Raw genomic sequence first — 19,430 nt, forward strand, 5'->3', positions numbered from 1 at the left:
AAAACTTCAACAAAACGACAACATAGAGTTAGAGACAGGAATGAAGTAAATTAGGGAAACTTATCTTGCTCGATAACCGCAAAGGAAACCGCAGTGAATTTAAGACAATTGGAAGTCTTTTACGCCATCATGCAAACCGGAACTGTTTCTGGTGCCGCGCGCCTATTGCATGTATCGCAACCTAATGTCACTCGGGTACTTGCCCATACGGAGCAACAACTTAGCTTTGCCCTGTTTGAGCGTGTCAAAGGCCGCTTAGTACCGACCCAAGAAGCCAAAGCCATACTGCCAGAAGCCGAGAAAGTCTACCAACAGCTTGGGCAATTTCGTTCCCTCACCAAAAAAGTGAAGCAAGGCACTCAGCACTTGAGAGTCGGAGCGCCGCCTGTCTTGGCTTCCCAACTGCTTGCTCCAACGGTTGCTACACTGTCGAAGCAACAAGGCATCTCATTTGAACTATTAACCGCAAACCGTGATGAGCTGTGTTCAGGCTTACTTAAACACGAACTAGATGTGGCGATTGCCTTTGGTGAAGAAGCGCCACCCGCGATTTTGAGTGAGGTGTTACTCAAGCAACAACTTGTTCTGATTGCACCAAAAAAAGCGCTCAGTTCAACTGACGACTCGGTATCGTTTGATGATTTGATTCAGCACGAATTGCCAATCATCGGCTTGGACAGTCGAGACCCACTCGGTTTATTGCTTCATCAAACACTCTCTGCACGTAATGAACATTATCATCATGCGATCACTGTACGCAGTTACGCTGCTGCTGCCGAGCTAGTCAAACACCATGCAGGCTTTGCGATTGTCGATCCATGGACAGCAAAACAATATCAAGGTGATGAATCAGTAAGCGTGCGCTCACTTGCTCCGGCGCTGTCATTTTCTATCTCTATCATGTTTGCGGAGCACACACCGCAATCCATATCGACCAAGCTTTTTATAGAGTCGCTAAAGCAGCATGTTAATCAGTAAGTTAGCACTCATGCTCACCTATAACCTCAAGTTATAGGCGCACAACAAATAGGCATTCGGCTTCCCTCTTCAAACTGACTACATTGTCTGAAAACGTACGAATGACAGAGGGAACCATCATGAAAATTGCTCAACCTTACCTACTTTTTCTTGGCGACGTCACCGATCCATTAGCCGCAAAAACCGCGCGCGGTATCCATCAATGGCGCCCAGAGATTTGTTTAGGTCAGCTCCGTCTTACGTCAGAAACCGTTTCATTAGGTTTAACCGACATGACGCTGCAACAAGCTCAGCAGCAAGGCGCAAAAACGCTCGTCATCGGTACAGCAAACCCTGGTGGTGTTATTCCTGAATCATGGCAGGCGACGTTACTGGAAGCGGCGGAAATGGGGTTTGAAATTGCCTCAGGTATGCACCAACGTCTTTCTGAATTTGCGCCTTTGAACGACTTACAGCAACGTGGCTTAACCAAGTTGCACGATGTACGCCATTACGATGAACCACTGAAAGTGGGCAATGGTAAAACACGCTCGGGTAAACGCTTACTAACGGTTGGCACCGATTGCTCGGTTGGAAAAATGTTCTCGGCCCTCGCGATTGAGAAAGCCTTGCAGCAAGCTGGTTGTAAAGCTGAGTTCAAAGCCACAGGTCAAACGGGCATCTTAGTTGCAGGCATTGGTATTTCGATTGATGCTGTTGTCGCGGACTTTATCTCTGGTGCGGTGGAAGCCATTAGCCCAGAGTTTACTGACCACGAATGGGACATCATTGAAGGGCAAGGTTCACTATTCAATCCCTCTTTTGCTGGCGTGAGTTTAGGCTTGCTTCACGGCGCACAAGCAGACGCTTTGGTATTGTGTCACGAGATCGGTCGCCCGCACATTCGCAACCTTCCTCATGCTAAGCTGCCAACTATTGAACAAACCATCGAAGCGAATTTACAAGCTGCACGTTTAACAAACTCTGACACACGTCTTGTCGGAATCTGCTTGAATACTTCTGCAATCAGTGAAGATGATGCCGCACAGCTTTGCCAAGACTGGACTGAGAAATACCAAGTACCAGTGACCGATCCTGTGCGTTTTGGCGTAGAGCAAATTGCTCAACACATTATTGCGATTTAAGTTGCGATTTAAGGATTGTAGACGCGATGAAAATTCATGTAGAGCCCGTCACCATTGCGATGGCGACACCTTTCCGTATATCACGTGGCAGCAGAACCGAATGCCACGTGGTGCGAGTAACCATAGTGCAGAACGGCATCACTGCCCAAGGTGAATGTACACCTTATCCTCGCTACGGCGAGTCGGTGGAATCGGTGATCAAAGCCATTTCTCAAGCCGCCCATGAACTGCAAGGTTTGTTTGCCAAAGGCGATGCGAACATAGTCTCCCTTAGAGAAAAGCTGCAAACCCTTCTCCCAGGTGGTGCGGCACGTAATGCACTCGACTGCGCGATGTGGAACTTACAAGCTAAGCTAGCGGGCAAGCAACACACTCAAGATTTATTTGAACTACCAGCATCGATTGTCACTGCGATGACCGTGTCGATTAACACGCCAGAGGCAATGGCAAACCAGACCCGTAGTTACATCGAGCAAGGCGCAAAACTACTTAAAGTAAAGCTCGATGGCGAACAAGTGATTGAACGTGTTCGCGCAGTTCGTGAAACGGCAGGCGATGCGATGATCGTGCTGGATGCGAACGAAGCATGGCAAGAACTGGATTTAGACGCCACCTTTGCCGCGCTAGCGCCGCTGAATATTGCGATGATTGAGCAGCCTTTACCCTCGAATGACGATGACAAGCTAAAAGACATTTCGCACCCTATTCCACTTTGTGCCGATGAAAGTTGCCATACGCGCCAGCAATTGCATGAATTGGTAGGCAAATACGAGATGGTCAACATCAAGCTCGACAAGACGGGTGGTCTTACCGAAGCCCTACTGCTTGCAGAAGAAGCGAAACGCCTTGGCTTTACCTTGATGTCTGGTTGCATGTTAGGCACTTCACTGGCGATGCGTGCAGCGCTACCTATCGCTGTCCAATCGAAAGTGGTCGACTTAGATGGTCCGGTTTTACTGGGTCAGGATGTTGAGCCTGCTTTGGTATATCGAGAAGGTGAAATCGTCCTGTAAAGGATCAGTGATCACGCCATCACCCATTTCATGACCTAGATTAAAAAACAATCACCGTCAGCATGAAATAAGTCACATAAATTACGGGGTTATTACGGCATGCTAATACCGTTGTAACCTCTAATGCGCTTTTTCAGCAAGGTGGTGGTTGTATGTACAGAGTCATCCGAAAAATGACATGGAAGACGAAAAGGCGGTAAACCCGCCCTACTCCAATGCAGTTCGTGCCTGATATCAGGTTTGCTTTGGAACCGTTGATTGGCCGCTAAAGGCTCACTCGGTTTCGCACGTCATTTGCAAGGAGGCTCTATGCCTATCAATAAGATCCGCAACGTCACCTTTGTCGGTCAAACGGGTACCGGCAAAACCACACTGATAGAAAAACTGCTCTACACCTGCCAAGCTACCAACCATTTAGGTTGTGTGGAAAAAGGCGATACGGTGACCGATTTCGACCAACAATCCATCCAATATCAACACAGTATCGAAGCCACCCCAGTCACCCTAAGTTGGAACAAACACCGCCTCAATATCATCGACACTCCCGGACAAAGTGAATTACTCGGACGCACACTCAGCGTGTTCCCTGCCGTTGAAACTTCCGCGTTGATCATCGACCCACAAATGCCCATCAACCAAACTTCTGACCGCTTGTTCGCCTTTGCTAAAGAGCAGCAAAAGTGCCAGATGATCATCATCAACAAGCTCGATAATCACGGTAACCAACTTGAAGCCGTGATGGAAAACATCATCGAACACTTTGGTGATAATTGCTTACCAATCAACTTACCTTCAGCCGATGCTCAATCGGTCGTAGATTGCTATTTCGAACCAGAGATCGAACGCGACACTTTGCTCGCCAAAGTCGAAGAAGCCCATGAAACCTTGATAGACCAAGTGATTGAAGTTGATGAAGAGTTGATGGAACTGTATCTCGAACAAGGCTCCGAACTGACAGCAGAACAGCTGCATGATCCGTTTGAAGAAGCATTGAGAACCGGACACGTGATTCCAATCTGCTTTGTGTCGTCCGAAACAGGCGCAGGGGTAGAACTGCTGCTGAGAACCCTAGCGGAAATCATGCCGATGCCAAATGAAGGCAACCCACCACTGTTGGAGAAAAACGGCAAGAAGGTCAAAGTAAACTGTGAAGCACTTGAGCACAGCGTGGCGCATGTGTACAAGATCAGCGTCGATCCTTACATGGGCAAACTCGCCTACTTACGTGTTTACCAAGGTGAAATCAACGCAGGCAGTCAACTCTACATCGGCGAAAGCAACAAAGCATTTAAAGTCGGTCACCTCTACCAATTGCAAGGCAAAGACAGAACGGAGATCCCAAGGGCACTTGCTGGCGATTTCTGCGTGCTCGCCAAAGTGGATGAGCTAGAATTTGATTCCATTGTTCATGACTCTCATGAAGAAGATGGCGTACAACTCAAAACCCTCAACTTCCCAGATTCAATGTACTCACTGTGCCTCAAACCCGTTAAACGTGGCGACGAGCAAAAGCTTGGAGATGTGCTGAATAAAATCGCCAGTGAAGATCCTTCTCTTCGAATCGAACATCGTGCACGCACTAATGAAACCATCATCAGTGGTCAGGGTGAATTCCACCTCAAAGTAGCGCTAGAGAAAATGTCTTCTGTTTACAAATTGGAAGTGGAGACCAGCCAACCAAGCGTCGAATACTTTGAGACCATAACCAAGCCAGCAGAGGGTCATTATCGTCATAAGAAACAGAGTGGCGGTGCCGGTCAATTTGGTGAAGTGCAATTAAAAGTACGCCCACTCGAACGCGGTGCAGGCTTCAAGTTCATCAATAAAGTGGTAGGCGGCGCGATTCCTACCGCGCTGATCCCAGCGGTGGAAAAAGGCATTGTTCAAGCACTAGAAGAAGGAGCAATTTCTGGCAACCCAATCAAAGATGTCGAAGTGACCGTTTACGATGGTAAATACCACTCAGTTGACTCAAAGGAAATCGCGTTTGTCATCGCAGGTAAGAAAGCGTTTTTAGATGCGATCAACAACGCAGACCCGATTGTGCTCGAACCGATTGTGCAAATGGAGCTTCATATTCCAACCGCGAATGTGGGTGATGTATCCGGCGACTTATCCGGTAATCGCGGGCTGATTGAAGGTACTGAGCCTATCGACGCGAACTTCACTATGTTAAGAGCCAAGTCTCCGGTCAACGAGTTGCAAGATTATGCTCGTCGTCTGCGCTCAATTACTGGCGGTGAAGGCAGTTTTAACATGACGCTCAGCCATTACGAACCAGCGCCACCAGCAGTACAAAAACAGGTCTGCAACGAAGCGACACAGTAAAGCTAAGACTTAACACAATTAACTTCACCAACAAAAAACGCCCTCGAAACTTGAGGGCGTTGTTGTATTCAGTTGAGGTCTATTTGTCTAACGACATACCAATCTGGTCCAGTTTGGTTTGGAACTGCTCTACACTGTCGGCTTTATAGGTAGGAGAACCGTTAAAATAGCGTGGCTTCTCTGGCAACATCGCATTCTTGAGTTCTTGTTCCTGATCGACATTGTCATGGTACACCGTTACACGGTTTGGGATATCCTGCTTCATAAATGCCATTTTGGTTCTCCTTTATTAAGACGAATCTTAAGCGTAGAACTGAACAAAAAATGCGCAAAAACTCATCATTAAAAATTTGATCTTCTAGACAATATTAGGATCTATTGACCTTTCGAACTTGGCTCTTGGATCTGATAAAGGCGGCGTTCGTTCTCTGTACAAGTGGTCTCGCAGTTACACACTTTGTCAACGCCAACGTTATTCAAGCCACCGCAACTGCCTTGAATACGTTTATTGTGAAAGATCACGCCCAGTGACATCAACAAAATGATGGCTAAGAACCCCAGAAAAGTGAACAACCAAACCATTACTTCACCTCTTTCACGTAAGAAGAAACCAATGCTTTAAGTTTAGTCGGGCGCAACGTCATGAGTGTGTTTTTTGATTGAGATTGAGGATTGATCAATAGCGACAGCGCTTTTTTGCTACCGCAACCACCTTTTTTGACGTGTTTGGTCGAAGGGCGACCTTGCGTCGCAACCGTTAATGGCGATCGAGGCACACCCATTACATCATCCAGTGAGCTGCGAGTCGATAGCTTAAAGACTTGTTTACCACTGCTCAAAAGCTTACCAAGCGCACGTTCACCAATGTTACGAACCAGCACGGCATCCACCTGATATTCTTGCAAAGATTGAATAAGTTGAGATTTTGCTTTACAGCCAGCTTGTGGCATAGAAGCAATATTAGCTAGGTTTTTCAACAGCCCTTCCGTATCGGAATAAATCGCAATGTATGGGGCTTTAACAAAATGATTGGCGACGCGTTCGCCGTCATTCGGAATAGCGTAAATCATGAGTTTGACTCCTGGTCAGGAAAAACAAGTGCATGACCCTCAACTAGGCTTTTCGCGACTTTAAAACGCGCGCTTTTAACCGTATTACCAAAGGTCTGGCGAGAGACTCCCATTTGGTCGGCAGCTTGCTGCTGGCTCAATCCTTCCAGATCGGCCAATCGCAATGCTTCTAATTCTTCTGGCAATATGTTGACTTTTTCTAGCTCGTAAAACGGTACACCATTGGGCTTAAAGCAATGGTGCGCTGCACGTCCACATATACGTCTTTCTATTTTTGGTCTCGCCATCACATCCTCTCTACAAAACACCTTCACCTTACGCCCGTTAATGGCATATGCCAATTAAAGTTTTTAGCATATGCCAATATCTTAGTTTGCAAAAATCTCATCAACAGCGAAATATTCGTTAGACATCTAACAATAATGCAATAACACATACAAACCACCATACGATTCATTGACATGAGTCGATAAAAAACCTCTCATTCATGAGGCTATTTTCATCAAACATTCACCTTCGTTTTCACGATTGTTAACAAATAAAGCTATAATTCACCCAACACATTAGTTTGAACACTAATGATTAATTCGTTACCCTAAGTGAGCTATTTAGAGAAAGGAAACTCAATATGACGTACAAAACTCCCTTACTACTAGCGATTGGTGCGCTAGCAGCAACCAACGCAAACGCAAGTGAGTGTGGAACGGTTACCATTGCAGATATGAACTGGAACTCTGCAACACTGATTGCCAATGTGGACCGTTTTATTCTTGAGCACGGCTACGGCTGTGATGCCGAACTCATCCCGGGCGACACCATGCCGACAGGCACATCAATGATTGAAAAAGGACAGCCTGATGTGGCGCCTGAACTGTGGAGTAACAGCCTTAAAGACGCGCTAGACAAAGGTGTCGAAGAAAAACGCCTACGCTATGCAGGTAAAGCGCTCGTCGATGGTGGTGAAGAAGGATTCTGGATCCCAGCCTATCTTGTTAAGCAATACCCTGAAATGAAAACCATCGAAGGTGTGAAAAAGCACGCGAAGTTATTCTCTCATCCTGAAGACAAAGCAAAATCGGCATTTTACAGCTGTCCTGCTGGTTGGAACTGTCAAATTAGCGCCGGCAATCTTTTCAAAGCGATGAATCTTGCTGACTCAGGCTTCGACATCATCGACCCAGGTTCAAGTGCCGGTCTGTCTGGCTCAATTGCAAAAGCCTACGAGCGTGAAGAAGCGTGGTTCGGCTACTACTGGGCACCTACTGCGGTTCTTGGTAAATACGACATGGTAAAAGTGGATTTTGGTAGCGGCGTTGATGAGAAAGAGTTCGTCAGCTGTACAACACAAACAGACTGTGAAAATCCAAAAGCAACCATGTACCCACCTTCACCAGTTCATACCATTACGACTGAGGAGTTTGCTTCACGCTCTCCAGCCGCTTACGACTACTTCACTAAGCGTGGCTTCACCAATGCGGACATGAACCAGCTGTTAGCTTGGATGGAAGACAACCAAGCAGACGGTGAAGAAACCATGTTCCATTTCCTAGAAAATTACCCGCAGATCTGGAACGCATGGGTTCCACAAGACGTAGCTAAAAAAGTGCAAGGTGCACTGTAAGACTTAGACGTTTCGTAAATGGTATAGGAATACCAAAATTGTTGTATGCCGAGGCTCGCTTGAGTCTCGGCAAGAAAAGGAAGTAAACATGTCTGACTCGAATTGGCTTAGCGAATTCCCAGAAATGGATCGCTCAGATCTCAGAGCCATCCGCAAAACCTTAGATGGAGCCTACCGCGATTTCTCTCGCGAATACGGCGACCTTATTGAATCATTCTTCGACCCTCTTCTCTCATTTCTCGTTTGGTTCGAAAAACTCCTCATTTCTACACCATGGATGATCATTCTTGGTGTGTGTACTGCGTTAGTTTATGCCGCTAGTCGCTCATGGAAACTGGCTGTCGCGTGTTTCGTGTCATTGATCCTGATTGGGTACTTTGGCATGTGGGAAGACACGATGCGGACGCTCAGCATCATCACGGTTTGTACCATGCTCGCCATTGCGCTCGGCATTCCAATTGGTATTGCCATGGCGCGCTCAAATCGTGTGCAATCTGTCGTAACACCACTGCTCGATGTGATGCAAACCATGCCCGCGTTCGTCTATCTGATTCCTGTCGTGATGCTCCTTGGTATCGGTAAGATCCCTGGCTTGATTGCGGTTGTTATCTACGCAATCCCACCAGTAATTCGTTTGACTAACTTAGGCATCCGACTCGTAGATAAAGAAGTTCTTGAAGCCGCCACAGCCTTTGGTGCAAGTAACAAGCAACGCTTAGTCGGCGTACAATTACCTTTAGCAATGCCAACCATTATGGCTGGTATCAACCAAACCATCATGATGGCGCTGTCTATGGTTGTTATCGCTTCTATGATTGGCGTTAAAGGCTTAGGTCAGCCAGTATTGAAATCAATCACCAACCAGTACTTCACTCTTGGTCTGCTTAATGGCCTAGCGATTGTGGCACTGGCGATTCTGTTTGACCGTGCGTCGCAGGCTTACGCGAAGCGAACCCAAGCACACTTAGGAGATCTCAAACATGACTAAGCCACTTATTGAAATCAGCGGGCTGTACAAGATCTTCGGACCAAAGCCAAAAACAGTCATCGAGCGAGTAAAACAAGGTCAGAGTAAAGACCAAATTCTTGCTGATACGGGTCATACCGTCGGTTTAAAAGACATCAACCTGCAAATTAACAAAGGCGAAATCTTCGTTATCATGGGTCTATCTGGCTCTGGTAAGTCGACCATGATTCGTCACTTCAACCGTTTGATTGACCCAACCATGGGGCAAATTTTGGTTGAAGGCGTCGACGTGATGCAGCTGTCTTCAAAAGAGTTGGAAGAGTTTCGTCGCCATAAAATGTCGATGGTATTTCAACGCTTTGGCCTTTTGCCTCATCGCACTGTGGTTGACAACGTCGCTTACGGCTTGGAAATCCAAGGCATCAAGAAAGAAGCACGCATTGCGAAAGCCAACGAATGGTTGGAGACAGTCGGCCTCAAAGGTTACGAGAACCAATACCCTGCTCAGCTTTCTGGCGGCCAACAACAACGCGTTGGTTTAGCTCGCGCGCTGGCGACTGACGCTGAGATCCTATTGATGGATGAAGCATTCTCGGCACTCGACCCACTGATCCGAAGCGAAATGCAAGATCAGCTGATTGAACTGCAAGAGAAGCTACATAAGACCATTATCTTTATCACTCACGATTTGGACGAAGCGCTTCGCTTAGGTGACCGTATCGCTATTTTGAAAGATGGTGAGTTAGTACAGCAAGGTTCTCCAGACGAGATTCTGCTGCACCCTGCCGATGAATATGTAGAAGCCTTCGTTAAGGACGTAAACCGAGCGAGAGCGCTTACGGTAGAAACCGTAATGCAGCCACCAGCATATCGCATTGCAGCTACGACTATCGAAGAAGCCCTTGTCGAGATGAAACGCGTGAAGCAAGACTACGCGTACCACGTGACCGATGAAGGCTATCAAGGTGTTGTTACCAAAGAGAGCTTGCTAGACGCCGCGAAGACGGATGCCGCGCAAGAGCTGGCAGAAGAAATCTACGAAGAAGTGCCTGTTGTCTCTCCTGATTCCGTAATTGAAGAAGTGCTACCAGACACCATGTCTTGTGACTACTCACTGCCGGTTGTGGATGACGAAGGTAATCTGCAAGGTGAACTAGAACGTAGCGCCGTGGCTGAAATCTTTACTGATAATACCGAAGAGGTGTCGCCGCCAAAGGAGGTCAAAACGCCTCCAGTAATGGATAAGGCATCTTAATACCGTAAAGGCTCATCGTCGGATGAGCCTTTTTGTTTGCTTTGTTGTCTCTTTACTATTGGTGTTATTGCTATCGCTACAGCCATATAAGCAGTGCGAAAATTAACAGACTCAACACGATACCAAACAGAACAATCCGTCCCTGCATTTCTGTCGAGACGGGACGAAGCGGCTTTTTACCTAACGTCAGAATATACAATCCCGCGTAACCGATACTGTAAGCAACTCTGTCTAAACAAAGTTCGATTAATAACCAACGAATAAGTGCTCCCAATATCCTAAGCGCACCTATAACTAATTCTTCCATTTTTCTTTTCCTATTCCATTTTATTTTCAAACCACTGACGTTAAAGAGTTTTTCTTACAAAGGCTGTTCAATGGTTTGCTTTGTTCTGACGCAGGTTTAGGAAACAGGTCTATTATTATCACGGTATACCCAAGTGACCTTAGCATACAAGCAACGAGATTATTTTGGTATATCAACTCGTTGATTTAGAGAGGAATATTATGAAAAAGACACTATTAGCACTAACTGGTGCAGTCGTTATCTTAGCAGGCTGTCAGGATGAGAAACCCGCGGAGACAACTGCGGTTGAGGTTCCTCAAGCAACAGAAGTTGAAACCACCGTTGATGCAACACCGATTGAAGAAGAGCAAGTGATCACCACAGATACTTTTGTTGATTCTGGTCACAACGCGCAAAATGCGCTGGATTGGAACGGCATTTACAAAGGCAAACTTCCTTGTGCTGATTGCGCGGGTATCGATACCACGCTAACCCTGAACGAAGACGGCACTTACTCATTGGTAGAACTGTACGAGGGTAAAGAAGGCGACCCAATCAAATCGGAAGGTAAGTTCACTTGGAACGAATCAGGCAACACCATCACATTAGTTGATGAATCCGGTCCAAACCAGTACTTCGTTGGTGAAAACATGCTAATGAAGCTGGATATGAACGGCGAAAAAGCAACAGGCGAGCTAGCGTCATTCTACAACCTAAGCAAAATGCCTTAATGCTGAATAGCGACTTCATCTCATCCTGATAAAGACCCAATCCGAGCCTCCCCCGCTCGGATTTTTTCATTCTCGTTAATTAGAACGACAATCAAGAATTTTCATTTATTGAGAAAAATAACAACGGCATCAATTGACGCAAACGTTTGCTATTGGTAGATTGCGCCATCTTTTTCATTTGTAAGTATGTCGTATGCAAATCTTTAAACGTTTCGCTGCACTTGTTCCTGCAGTACTTTCCTTCTCTGTTTTCGCTCAAACTCAACCTATCCTTGTTCAAGGTGCAATGGATATTGAAACCAGTACATTGGTTGAAGAATTGGATGATGCGAAAGAAACCACCGTTGGTTCTTGGACTTTCTGGCAAGGTAAAATCGCAGGCTACCCAGTCGTGGTTTCTCGAACTGAAGTTGGCTTAGCGAACGCTGCCGCTTCTACCACGATTGCGATTGAACACTTCAAACCCAAATACATCATTAACCAGGGTACATCTGGCGGCCACGATCCTAAGCTATACCGTGGTGACATTGTTATTGGCGAAGCAAGTTTTAACATGGGCGCTTACAAGTCTGAATTTACAGAAAAAGGCAAAGGCATTGATCCAACGAAGTGGCAGAACTTCGACGTAACCATGCGTCTACGTGAAAACGGTGAGTTTGTTGAACACAAACAATTCAAGGCGAATCCAGCATTGGTTGAAACTGCTCTTTCTTTGTCTGAAGAATACAAAAAAGGCAAAGTTGTGAAAGGCTTGATTGGTTCAGCGGACGAATGGAACCGCGAAGTAGACCGCATCAACTGGTTCCATGAAACCTACGGTACGTCTGTTGAAGAAATGGAGACATCCTCTGCGGCATTGGTTGCTCAAGCTTACCAAGTACCTTTCGTTGGCATCCGTATCCTGTCGAACACCGATCAACATAAGCAAGACTTCGATCCGCAAACCGCTGTCGATTGCCAGCTATACACGATTGATGTGATTAAAGCGCTGATCAAAAAGCAATAATCGCTTTTTATGATCGCAAAGGGAGGCTTCACAGAGCCTCCTTTGTCGTTTGTGATCTTGAGTGAGGGCTCAGTCCAAATATACGACGAGCAAGTCTGCCTCAATAGCATTCGCGAACTTAGGAATGGAAGAGAACAGACGACTCATAAACTTATGATGGTGTCCACAAACCACCAAATCGATGTCGTTTTCCTTTGCAACACCAGCCAGCTTAATATGCAAATCCCCGACCACCACCATGGTTTCGCTAATTGGATAATCACTCTGATCCGCTAGCACTTGCAGTTCTTGCATTAGCTTCTGCTCGTCTTTTGATTCCAGCGCGACTCTATCGTGATCGACGAAAACAAAGGACACCTTACTGTTTGCATCTCTTGCCATCGCAATCGCTTTTTCGATTACCGCTCGGCTCGAATCTGATAAATCTACTGCCACCAAAATGTGTGCGTAGCTCATGATATTCTCCCAACTGACCTGCCTAAGTTAAGTCTAGCACCACAAGGAGAGCAGCGAAGCAATCACTCCAATTACACTACAAGCACTGTTGCTTAAGCCAGTTAGTCAACTTGATGATTTCAGGCTGACGAGCACGATTCTTCTTGTGTACGAAGTAGAAGCTGTCTCCCGTTTCCAGTCCATGCGAAGGGATATAGACCAAATCCTGAGCTTTATCTCGTTCATTCAACATGAAGTCATTAGCGAACGTAATGCCTTGGTCGTAACGAGCGGCTTCGATAGCAAGCAACATGTGACTGAAGTGCTGCATATCAATGTCTTTTGGCAGCTCAAACCCACCGGCTTTGCACCACTCTGCCCAATCTTTACCTCGTTCGCGATAGATAGAATCAGTAGAAAGGATCGGATAGTGCCAGAACGCATTCGGCATAGGTTGGTCTTGAATTTCTTTCCAGATATTGAGGCTGCATACTGGATACAAAATCTCATCATACAAGCGTACTGCCCTATAATTACGCTTCGGCTTTTGCACTGTGATAAAGCAATCACCAACACTGTCGGTTTGTTCGGGATCTCCGGCGACCATATTGAGTGAGAGATCGATTTCTGGGTACTGACGCTTAAAGTCCGCCAATCTTGGGATCAGCCATTTCACCGCCAGCGAGCTGTAAATCGCTAACCGAAGACTGCCCTTTTCTCCTTCGCGCACCTTTTGACTCGCCATCGCAATCGCACTAATGGCAGGGCTGATATCTTCAAGATAACGAAAGCCAGTATCCGAGAGCGATAACTTACGCCCCTGACGGATAAACAAGGCTTCACCAAGGTAGTCTTCTAATATACGGATCTGATGGCTCACCGCACTTTGGGTCACGTTGAGCTCTTCTGCTGCAAGGGAAAAGCTCAAATTGCGCGCAACAGATTCGAAACAGTGGACCGCTCTAAGAGGTGGTAGTTTCATTATCTAAAAATCTCATACTTAAACTAATAAATATCATTTCACTTCATCCTATGACATCACCTACTCTTTGGCAAAGAATGAGGAGAGGAATAACGTGAAAGTCACATCTGTCGGTGCAGCAATGCTGCTATTAATCGTTGGTAACCTAGTTGCGGTGCTCTCAGACGCTTTGATCAAAAGTGTCAGTAATGAAGTGCCGGTTTTTCAGTTTGTGTTTTACCGACAATTGTCAGCTGTGATGATGTTACTACCCGTGTATTTGCTCACTAAACAAGCCCCATTAATGGAAGGCTTCAAGTGGCATGCAGTTCGTGCGCACGTTTGGTTAACTGGCGCGATTTTCATGGTGTTTGCCATCTCGTCGATGCCACTCGCTACGGCAAATGCGATCTTTTATGCAGCTCCTTTGATCATGTTGCCACTGGCAGCGATCTTCTTTGGAGAGAAACTTTCTGCACAATCTATTGCAGCAGCAGTGATGGGCTTTGCAGGCGTGCTTGTGATTATTCGTCCTGATCAGATTGATTGGGCGGCACTATCGGCATTAGTTGTCGCAGTCACATTGGCGATCAACAACCTGCTGATCCGCAAACTGCCAAAGAACCAATCTGTGCCACACACACTTTTGATGACTAACCTAGCCGGCATCCCGGTATCATTGTTGTTAGTGTTTATTGAAGGTGAAGCATGGGATTGGAGTTCCTTCCCTATTGCGGCAGGTTCGAGCTTGTTCATCATGATTTATGCAGCAACCTGTGTGTTAGCTTATCGCTCTATCGATAGCAATAAAATTGCCAGCGCAGAATACAGCGGCTTGATTGGTGCAGTAATCGTTGGTTTGATTTGGTTTGGTGAAGTGCCGGATATCTTTATGGCAATTGGTACTGTAATGATTGTCGTACCACTGATTTGGCTATCCAAACGAGAACGCCGCAAACAAAAACAAGCGCAAGCTGCCAAACTCGCAGAAGAGCAACAGCACCACCAAGCTCCTGTGGCGTAGACGACACCGAAACAAGGGGCAATTCACTGTCCCTTGTTGTTTGGTAACAACTGCTATAGTTAAAAACGTAAATAATAAAACTAGGGCAGTACTGAATTCGTCATCACCCCCCTCTGTTTCTGAACATTCTTATTTTTTTAGGGTGACTCTCGCTCTCGATACAATTCACAGCTGCCTCTTATTTGAGGTCTTGTGCATGCAAAACGTATTCAAATCGACACTTCAACACTTTGTCACTTCCGCACTTTTCGTTATTGTCTTATTTAGCTCAGCCTCCTTCGCTACCCCTCTCAAAGTCGGCACTTATCCCTGTCCTCCCTTTGTTATTCATTCGACTGGTGAAGAACTTAGTGGCCTGAGCGTTGAGCTATGGGAGCGAATTGCCAAAAACATGGGAGTAGAGTTTCAGTTTGAAAATCATCCTCTCGACGATCTCCTCGGTGCGATTGAAACTGGCCAAGTCGATATTGGTGTCTCCTGTATATCGATCACACCAGAACGAGAGTTATTTGCCGATTTTTCTCACTCCTTTTATGAAACACACCTCGCCATCGCGGTTAAGCGTCAAGGCTACCTACATACCTTAAAATCGATATTCTTGAACCCTGCGTTATGGCTGATCATTGGGGCAATTGTATTGATAGCAGGCTTAGTCGGCGCTTTTTTCTACATCATAGAGAAAGGAAAGAATGAAAAGCTGTATTCAATGAACAGTCGAATCGGTCGCTGGGTTGAGAGCTTTATACTTGGCTTGCTGTTCATCACTCGCGGCCCGTTCAATTATTTTGAGTTTAAGAGCCTGACAGGGCGTATCGTCACTGTCCTAATCGGTGTACTTAGCATGCTCTTCATTGCAAGTATTACCGCTGTGTTAGCCAGTAAGCTCACGCTCAGCCAAGGATATTCTCAAATCAAAGGCGTCAATGACCTTGCCAAAATTCAAGTTGGAGCCAAAGGAGCAACAACCTCTTCACTCATGCTCACCAGTTTTGGTATTCGACACAAAAGCTACGACGACATGATAACCTTGCTGGAAGCATTGGAAAATAGGGAAGTTGAAGCAATTGTCGCCGATGATGTCGTCCTAAAGTACATGATTGGTAACGGCAGACAGAACGGACAATTTGAAAACCTTGAAGTGTTACCTTACCAATTGGAAAAGCAAAACTACGGTTTCATCATGACCGAAAACAACCAATATGAGGAAGAGATCAATCGCGCATTATTGCAGATTAGAGAGTCGAGAGAGTGGCGCAAAACCTTAGTCGACTATTTTGTCGAGAAGTAATTACTGCATGATCAAAAAAGCCCTTTGCTCGTTTAAGCAAAGGGCTTTTATATTCAAGTTTGTTGGCGATTATTGCGGTAGAACCACTTTGCCATCTTGAATTGGGAATGTCTTGCCTGCAGGCTTGCTCTTCATACGAACCGTGGTTGGCGCACCAGCAACTTCGTAAGTGACATCGTAACCGACTACTTTTTCAGAAGTCGTGTACTCGGTATGACATTGCTTCTCAGTTGATGTCACAACATCACCCTTCTGAACATTGTCTTGGATTTCGCGACCCGCCATTGCACCCGCGATAGTACCTGCCGCCGTTGCAATCACTTTACCTGAACCGCCACCAATTTGGTTACCTAACGCAGCACCTGCTGCTGCACCACCAACCGTGCCAAGGATCTTGTTGTTATCTTTTGGTGCAACTTGGTGAGTCACAACCACGTCTTTACACACTTGGTGTGGGTTCTTCACTGTTTCAGTTACCGCTTCAACAAGCGTAATGTTCGCTTCTGTTGGTGCCGGTGGCGTCTTATCTTTACAGCCTGCTAGCACAGCAACAACGGCTGCAGCGATTGCGATAGATTTCATATTCATGGATTACTTCCCAGTACAGTTATCTTTGCTTGGCGGTATAGTAAATCGCGGGCTGAAATTCACATCAGGCCAAATTAAGCCTTCTGTCATTAGCAGGTTAAAAAACATTGTTTTATTAAGATAACGTCAGCAAAAAGGCAAGCCACGGTAAATCAGAGCTAGATCACATCAGGGTGAGCTATGAGTATTCGGCTAACTACATTGTAAGGATGGGTAATAATTACGCAGGCACCATCCATCGCGTCCAAAATGCAAGCAACATCGAAGCAAACATAACCCAAACAAGTGTCGCCGCTGTTAACGTGCCAACCAAGCTCAAGCGATAGCTAAAATAGAAGACTGAAATCAGATACGCGGCATAAGGAATAAGAGAATAGATACCGAACTGTGCCGTTTGCCGCAAGGCTTCCATATCTCGTTCACTGCCCACAATAAAATGAGCGATCAACGCAAAAGTTGGAAACAGTGGCACCAAACCCGCGATGTAGAAGCTTTTCGACTTCGACAGCATAGCAATGATCAACACTGCGACTGCACCGAGTAAAGATTTAAGAAAGAGACTCGTCATCCGATTTTTCCAGAATGCTTAAGCCAAACTTAAAAACAATTCATCATCCGTGAGATACTTATGGCGATGGCTAAGGCTACGTAAGTGCATAAACATAAAGTCAGGAAAACCCGGAGCAATGATATTGTTTGGCTCCCAGAAAATTCCGCCAACAAATACGTAACGGCCTTGTTTTTCATCGTCATGCAGAGGGTTGTTAACTGGTGTCGTCAGTTCAGCGCGGCAACCTTCAACAACACACACGATTTGCCCCTTGTAAATGCCAATCACACGCTTAACAAGGTTCGCTTTGATGCCACACTTCCACGCTTGGCGCGTCGCCCACTCATAACCGTGTTTGTTAATCACTTTCTTCTGTAGATGCACAACCAAATTCATCGTAAGTTCCCGACCTGATCTTTGTTTGTACTATAACCAAATCGCCTTCTAGGTTTGCCGATATAAATTTGTCGAAACCATAGAAGTTAAAAATCAAGAAACGAGAGCATTACAACAAATCGCCTTTTACTTAACGATTTTTAGGATTTTTCTGACATTAGAAACTGGAATGTGTTGCATAGAATAATAACAAATTTATAAAAATAAAAATGACAACACGGTGACGTATGGCTTTTGATGATTATTGGAAGAAGGTTCGAGAAAAACACCTAAAGAGTGCCGACCTAGAGGGGCTTATTGTAAAGAGGGTTCGTGCCAATACAGGCAGTAAACGTCTCCCTTATCGCACAAAGTGTGGGGCACTGTGCGAGATCAAATATAACGAAGTTTGTGAGGCACAAAAAGAGTGATGCCTTTGCACCACTCTTTTTATCAATCATTCAATTCTCTTATCAGGCGTCGATGAGGTAATTATCTCCTTCATCCTCTAGACGGTCGATCAGTACACGGCACTCGTCAAGGTCAAGTGGCTGCTCAAAACGACGCTTCAAATTCATTAAAAAGAAGATGTCTTCGCACATCGCTTTCTCTGGCTCATCACTGATTTTAGCAACTGGTGAGCCATTGCATGACACCATCTTAATCACAATAGACAGCGGCTTGTATGAGATACCTTGCGCGTTTGCGTAATCACCCATGTCGTTCGCTAGTGACGTACCAATACCAAAACTCACTTGAACACGATCTTGGAAGTGCTCACAAATATCCAGTGCTTGATCGAAGTTCAAACCATCGGTAAACACTAAGGTTTTCGTCATTGGGTCGATGCCAAGCGATTGGTAATGCTCGATCATCTTCTCGCCCCATGTGTAAGGGCAGCCACTATCATGGCGCACTCCCACATACGCGTTACTGAGTTCTTCATCAAAGTCTTTTAAGAACGCATCAATGCCAATAGTGTCCGTTAACGCAATACCTAACGCGCCGTTAAACATCTTTTGCCAACGTTGCAAAGCCACCTTTTGTGAATCACGAACATTCACCAATGCTTGATGACCCATAAACCATTCATGTGCCACAGTACCAATCGGTGTGAGGCCTAGCTCTTTCGCCAAGTGGTAGTTGCTGGTTCCTGTAAGGCAGTCAGGCAACTCTTTGCTCAGATACTTCAGCATTGAGCGTTGCGCTTGGAAAGAGAAGCGACGACGAGTCGACATATCGGCAAACTTAAAGTTGGTGATATTGCGACGTTTCAGTTCTGTTTTAAGGTGACGAACCTTCTCTTCTAAAACAGATTGGAATTGCTCGACTGGAATCTCCGCCCAACGTGCACGACTACGCACTTCGGACACAATACTCATGATGATGGTTTCGTAGAGAATGGTTTCTTTCCAAAGACCATTGATGGTAATGCGCAATTGGCTGGTACCATCTGCCATGGTTTTAATGTTAAAAGAAACGTCACGTTGAGGATTAAAACGAAACGCGTGCAGCGCATCAAAAAACTCAGGGTTTAGATAAGGTGCAACACCTTTGATGTACTCGATTTCTTCAGTGGAGAAAGTGATGTCTTGCAGTTTAAGTACTTCAGCTTTCACCTCTGGCAGTAATTCAGACAGGTCTTCTTCGCTGCGTACGATGAATTTATAAGACACCATCGCATCCGGATATAGCGCTGCAACAGCACTCATCATATTCACTTTGTATACGTCAAAATCTAACGCACTTTGGATGATGCGAGACGAAAATAAATTGGTGGTCATTCGGAGCCCTTCTACACGCCCTTTTTCGTTTATACCCAAATTCCCT

The 19,430-nt window shown here is 45.8% G+C and carries 23 protein-coding genes; 12 read left to right on the forward strand and 11 right to left on the reverse strand.

Annotation, left to right across the window (positions count from 1 at the left end; all coding sequences use genetic code 11):
• The first annotated feature begins 93 nt into the window (after positions 1-93).
• The 4 genes from GXP65_RS07625 (at position 94) to fusA (ending at position 5,443) form a co-directional block, all read left to right on the forward strand.
• On the forward strand, positions 94-978 hold the full coding sequence (locus GXP65_RS07625; protein ID WP_162092445.1) for a LysR family transcriptional regulator: 885 nt from the start codon (positions 94-96) through the stop codon (positions 976-978).
• A gap of 119 nt (positions 979-1,097) precedes the next feature.
• Positions 1,098-2,102, forward strand: coding sequence for an N-acetyltransferase DgcN (gene dgcN, locus GXP65_RS07630; protein WP_162092446.1), 1,005 nt, complete (start codon positions 1,098-1,100; stop codon positions 2,100-2,102).
• A gap of 26 nt (positions 2,103-2,128) precedes the next feature.
• Positions 2,129-3,115, forward strand: a complete 987-nt coding sequence (gene dgcA / locus GXP65_RS07635; protein ID WP_162092447.1) for an N-acetyl-D-Glu racemase DgcA — start codon at positions 2,129-2,131, stop codon at positions 3,113-3,115.
• Positions 3,116-3,424: 309 nt separating this feature from the next.
• On the forward strand, positions 3,425-5,443 hold the full coding sequence (gene fusA / locus GXP65_RS07640; protein ID WP_162092448.1) for an elongation factor G: 2,019 nt from the start codon (positions 3,425-3,427) through the stop codon (positions 5,441-5,443).
• Positions 5,444-5,522: 79 nt separating this feature from the next.
• Here fusA and GXP65_RS07645 read toward each other — a convergent pair whose 3' ends face one another.
• The 4 genes from GXP65_RS07645 to GXP65_RS07660 all read right to left on the reverse strand — a co-directional run bounded on the left by GXP65_RS07645 (position 5,523) and on the right by GXP65_RS07660 (position 6,800).
• Entirely contained in the window at positions 5,523-5,717 is a 195-nt protein-coding gene (locus GXP65_RS07645; protein ID WP_005429524.1) for a hypothetical protein, read from the reverse strand.
• 101 nt (positions 5,718-5,818) lie between these two features.
• Positions 5,819-6,025, reverse strand: a complete 207-nt coding sequence (gene nqrM / locus GXP65_RS07650) for a (Na+)-NQR maturation NqrM (RefSeq protein WP_038891744.1) — start codon at positions 6,023-6,025, stop codon at positions 5,819-5,821.
• Entirely contained in the window at positions 6,025-6,513 is a 489-nt protein-coding gene (locus tag GXP65_RS07655; protein ID WP_162092449.1) for a NifB/NifX family molybdenum-iron cluster-binding protein, read from the reverse strand. Before GXP65_RS07655 ends, nqrM begins: the two co-directional genes overlap by 1 nt.
• The gene (locus GXP65_RS07660; protein ID WP_005452940.1) at positions 6,510-6,800 is read right to left on the reverse strand and encodes a DUF134 domain-containing protein; all 291 of its coding nucleotides are present in this window, start codon (positions 6,798-6,800) and stop codon (positions 6,510-6,512) included. The genes GXP65_RS07655 and GXP65_RS07660 overlap by 4 nt, the downstream gene beginning before the upstream one ends.
• 341 nt (positions 6,801-7,141) lie before the next feature.
• Here GXP65_RS07660 and GXP65_RS07665 point away from each other — a divergent pair, with 341 nt between their 5' ends.
• The 3 genes from GXP65_RS07665 to GXP65_RS07675 all read left to right on the forward strand — a co-directional run bounded on the left by GXP65_RS07665 (position 7,142) and on the right by GXP65_RS07675 (position 10,356).
• Positions 7,142-8,134, forward strand: a complete 993-nt coding sequence (locus GXP65_RS07665; protein ID WP_005429514.1) for an ABC transporter substrate-binding protein — start codon at positions 7,142-7,144, stop codon at positions 8,132-8,134.
• Positions 8,135-8,222: 88 nt separating this feature from the next.
• Positions 8,223-9,122, forward strand: a complete 900-nt coding sequence (locus GXP65_RS07670) for a proline/glycine betaine ABC transporter permease (RefSeq protein ID WP_005429511.1) — start codon at positions 8,223-8,225, stop codon at positions 9,120-9,122.
• Entirely contained in the window at positions 9,115-10,356 is a 1,242-nt protein-coding gene (locus GXP65_RS07675; RefSeq protein WP_005529645.1) for a glycine betaine/L-proline ABC transporter ATP-binding protein, read from the forward strand. Before GXP65_RS07670 ends, GXP65_RS07675 begins: the two co-directional genes overlap by 8 nt.
• A gap of 76 nt (positions 10,357-10,432) precedes the next feature.
• Here GXP65_RS07675 and GXP65_RS07680 read toward each other — a convergent pair whose 3' ends face one another.
• Positions 10,433-10,663, reverse strand: coding sequence for a hypothetical protein (locus GXP65_RS07680; protein ID WP_162092450.1), 231 nt, complete (start codon positions 10,661-10,663; stop codon positions 10,433-10,435).
• Between the two features lie 200 nt (positions 10,664-10,863).
• Between GXP65_RS07680 and GXP65_RS07685 the strand changes: the two genes are divergently transcribed.
• Positions 10,864-11,373 (forward strand): copper resistance protein NlpE, encoded by a 510-nt coding sequence (locus GXP65_RS07685; protein WP_012129984.1) that lies wholly within the window; start codon positions 10,864-10,866, stop codon positions 11,371-11,373.
• Between the two features lie 193 nt (positions 11,374-11,566).
• Entirely contained in the window at positions 11,567-12,379 is an 813-nt protein-coding gene (locus GXP65_RS07690) for a 5'-methylthioadenosine/S-adenosylhomocysteine nucleosidase (protein ID WP_162092451.1), read from the forward strand.
• Between the two features lie 69 nt (positions 12,380-12,448).
• Here GXP65_RS07690 and GXP65_RS07695 read toward each other — a convergent pair whose 3' ends face one another.
• Positions 12,449-12,835, reverse strand: a complete 387-nt coding sequence (locus GXP65_RS07695; protein ID WP_162092452.1) for a universal stress protein — start codon at positions 12,833-12,835, stop codon at positions 12,449-12,451.
• 76 nt (positions 12,836-12,911) lie between these two features.
• Positions 12,912-13,796, reverse strand: a complete 885-nt coding sequence (locus GXP65_RS07700; RefSeq protein WP_162092453.1) for a LysR substrate-binding domain-containing protein — start codon at positions 13,794-13,796, stop codon at positions 12,912-12,914.
• A gap of 94 nt (positions 13,797-13,890) precedes the next feature.
• Between GXP65_RS07700 and GXP65_RS07705 the strand changes: the two genes are divergently transcribed.
• Positions 13,891-14,799, forward strand: coding sequence for a DMT family transporter (locus GXP65_RS07705; RefSeq protein ID WP_162092454.1), 909 nt, complete (start codon positions 13,891-13,893; stop codon positions 14,797-14,799).
• Positions 14,800-14,995: 196 nt separating this feature from the next.
• Positions 14,996-16,087: a transporter substrate-binding domain-containing protein gene (locus tag GXP65_RS07710; protein ID WP_162092455.1), complete on the forward strand. Its 1,092-nt coding sequence runs from the start codon at positions 14,996-14,998 to the stop codon at positions 16,085-16,087.
• 69 nt (positions 16,088-16,156) lie between these two features.
• Here GXP65_RS07710 and GXP65_RS07715 read toward each other — a convergent pair whose 3' ends face one another.
• The 3 genes from GXP65_RS07715 to GXP65_RS07725 all read right to left on the reverse strand — a co-directional run bounded on the left by GXP65_RS07715 (position 16,157) and on the right by GXP65_RS07725 (position 17,621).
• Positions 16,157-16,675 (reverse strand): glycine zipper 2TM domain-containing protein, encoded by a 519-nt coding sequence (locus GXP65_RS07715; protein ID WP_005529633.1) that lies wholly within the window; start codon positions 16,673-16,675, stop codon positions 16,157-16,159.
• Positions 16,676-16,895: 220 nt separating this feature from the next.
• Entirely contained in the window at positions 16,896-17,243 is a 348-nt protein-coding gene (locus tag GXP65_RS07720; protein WP_162092456.1) for a GlpM family protein, read from the reverse strand.
• A gap of 18 nt (positions 17,244-17,261) precedes the next feature.
• Complete coding sequence (locus tag GXP65_RS07725) at positions 17,262-17,621, reverse strand: acyl-CoA synthetase (protein WP_162092457.1); 360 nt, start codon at positions 17,619-17,621, stop codon at positions 17,262-17,264.
• A 227-nt stretch (positions 17,622-17,848) separates the two neighbouring features.
• Here GXP65_RS07725 and GXP65_RS25480 point away from each other — a divergent pair, with 227 nt between their 5' ends.
• Entirely contained in the window at positions 17,849-18,031 is a 183-nt protein-coding gene (locus GXP65_RS25480; RefSeq protein ID WP_005429476.1) for a hypothetical protein, read from the forward strand.
• A gap of 42 nt (positions 18,032-18,073) precedes the next feature.
• Here GXP65_RS25480 and pncB read toward each other — a convergent pair whose 3' ends face one another.
• Positions 18,074-19,384 (reverse strand): nicotinate phosphoribosyltransferase, encoded by a 1,311-nt coding sequence (pncB, locus tag GXP65_RS07730; protein ID WP_162092458.1) that lies wholly within the window; start codon positions 19,382-19,384, stop codon positions 18,074-18,076.
• Positions 19,385-19,430 lie beyond the last annotated feature (46 nt).

The organism is Vibrio sp. LB10LO1, assembly GCF_010092875.1.
Lineage (GTDB): Bacteria > Pseudomonadota > Gammaproteobacteria > Enterobacterales > Vibrionaceae > Vibrio > Vibrio campbellii.